Source organism: Sulfuricurvum sp. PD_MW2 (assembly GCF_002633015.1).
Lineage (GTDB): Bacteria > Campylobacterota > Campylobacteria > Campylobacterales > Sulfurimonadaceae > Sulfuricurvum.
This window is the reverse complement of the sequence record NZ_NSIU01000057.1, coordinates 1-2,183: the sequence shown is the minus strand read 5'-3', so window position 1 is coordinate 2,183 and position 2,183 is coordinate 1. Positions and strand designations below refer to the sequence as shown.

The window sequence follows — 2,183 nt, the reverse complement described above, 5'->3', positions numbered from 1 at the left end:
TTTTAGGATTTGAAAATATAGAATTGGGTAATAATGTCTATTTTGGTAAAAATAGCTATATATATGCTAATAATAACGGCGAATTAATTATCGGTGATAATTTTGGCATGAATTCAAATTCCCAATTGGGAGCATCATTCGGTAAAATATTTATTGGGGATAATTGTCAAATTGCCGCAAATTGCGTTATTAGATCTGCTGATCACAATTTTGACAATTGTGATATTCCAATAAGAGTGCAAGGGCATAAATATGGAGAAATCATAATCGAAGATGATGTCTGGATTGCATCCAATTGTGTAATTACACCAAATACAAAAATTGGGAAGAGTTCGATAGTGGGAGCTGGCAGTGTTGTTACAAAAAATATAGAACCCTATAGTATCGTCGGTGGAGTACCTGCGAAACTCATTAAAAAAAGGGAATGAAAGTATATGAATAATATTTTTATAGATCAAAGCACCGAGCGAAAAGGCAATATTGTCAGAGATAAATTGAGTTTTATTGACAACGTACCAGTTTTCTCCGTAGTAGAACTAAATATTATGGCCGCATGCACCAGAAGCTGTTCCTTCTGCCCCGTTTCTGATAAAGATTTTTATAAAAAAATAGATGCCAAAGGGCTTCTTAAAAAAGATTTTTATAAAAAAATATTATCAGATTTGAGTGCCATAAACTATAAGGGTAAAATTTTGTACTCAGGGTTTAGTGAACCTTTGCTCCACCCTAAAATAGACGAATTGATACAGTTAACAAAAGAATATTTGCCGGATACGCAACTAGAAATGATTAGTAATGGAGACAAATTAACCGTTGCCAAATTAAAATCACTGTTTGAAAACGGATTAGATGTATTAAGTATCAGCATGTATGATGGAAGTCATCAAATCGATTATTTTAGTAATATGATACATGACGCCAATGTAGATAAAGAAAAAGTCATATTAAGAAGAAGATACTATGAAAACGGCAATTATGGATTAACCATATCGAATAGAGCCGGACTCGTTGATTCAAACGAATACAGAGCCGAAGGCGAAGAAAAAATACTAGAGCTGCCGTTAAAAAAAGTATGTTATTACCCTTTTTATATGGTAAAGATAGACTTTAACGGGGATATGGATATTTGTTCCCATGATTGGCAAAAAAAATTTGTTGTAGGTAATGTAAATACCTCTAGCGTATGGGAATTATGGACGAGCGATAGACTGCATAAGTTTAAAGAAAGATTAGCCAACAGTGACAGAAAGATGGAGCCTTGTTCAACCTGTGATGTACATGGTGATATAATCGGCAAAGAAAGCTTTGAAGCTTGGAATACCAAATGAACTACAGTCAGTACTTATCTGAGCTATATAGACCTCCTTTATCCAAAAACATCAGAAAAGAGTTTATATGCTTAGACAAAAATGAACCCCCTTTTAGTGCTTTTGAAGCTGTAAATTTTGCAATTTCCCATGATGATCTAAAAAGCTTGCGCATCTATCCAGATCCGTATGAGCTGTATGAAAAACTTGCAAAATTTTCAAATGTCGATATCAACCAGCTACTCATTACTCAAGGTTCTGAACAAGCCATAGAATTTATTTTTAGAATTTTTCTAGAAGAAAACGACGAAGTCGTTTATTTAAACCCGAGTTTTGCCATGTTTGATGTTTTCGCTTATCAGCGAAAAGCAAAAATAAAATATGTAGAGTTTGATGGGACAATGCTTCTGCCTGTAAACACAATCATCGATACCATTACAAATCAGACCAGACTATTTGTTCTTGCTAACCCAAACAATCCAACGGGGACGGCATTCACCTTAGAGGAACTAAATGAGTTAGCGATACATACCCAAAAAACTGGTACTCTATTTCTTCTGGATGAAGCCTATTTCCATTTTTATGATATCGATAGTCTCAGCCTTGTTAATAGCTATAGCCACATCATTATCACAAGAACTTTTTCAAAAGCTTTTGGAATCGCCGGTGCACGAGTAGGATATGCCTTATCAACTAAAGAAAATATTGAATTGCTCAGAAAACTAAAGCCGATTGATGAGATTAATCAACTCTCTTTGCTTGTAGTAAGCAAAGTTTTAGATAATGCCGATCAAATTTTAGAAGTAAATATTTCTCAAGTAAAAAAATGGAAGCAGCTTTTTTCAAGGAATACCCTGCAAAATGCAACCTATATAG

The 2,183-nt window shown here is 34.1% G+C and carries 3 protein-coding genes; all 3 read left to right on the top strand.

The window, feature by feature from the left end:
• Nucleotides 1–428: acyltransferase (locus tag CJD30_RS11530; protein WP_294919291.1), on the top strand; the 428-nt coding region annotated here is incomplete at its 5' end.
• A 6-nt stretch (nt 429–434) separates the two neighbouring features.
• A complete protein-coding gene (locus CJD30_RS11525; RefSeq protein WP_294919289.1) occupies nt 435–1,328 on the top strand; it encodes an SPASM domain-containing protein in 894 nt (297 codons plus the stop codon).
• Nucleotides 1,325–2,183: aminotransferase class I/II-fold pyridoxal phosphate-dependent enzyme (locus CJD30_RS11520; RefSeq protein ID WP_294919287.1), on the top strand; the 859-nt coding region annotated here is incomplete at its 3' end. The genes CJD30_RS11525 and CJD30_RS11520, both read left to right, overlap by 4 nt.

Coding starts and splice junctions, on each gene's coding strand:
- CJD30_RS11525 (WP_294919289.1), top strand. CDS start 435: ATGAATAATATTTTTATAGATCAAAGCACCGAGCGAAAAGGCAATATT.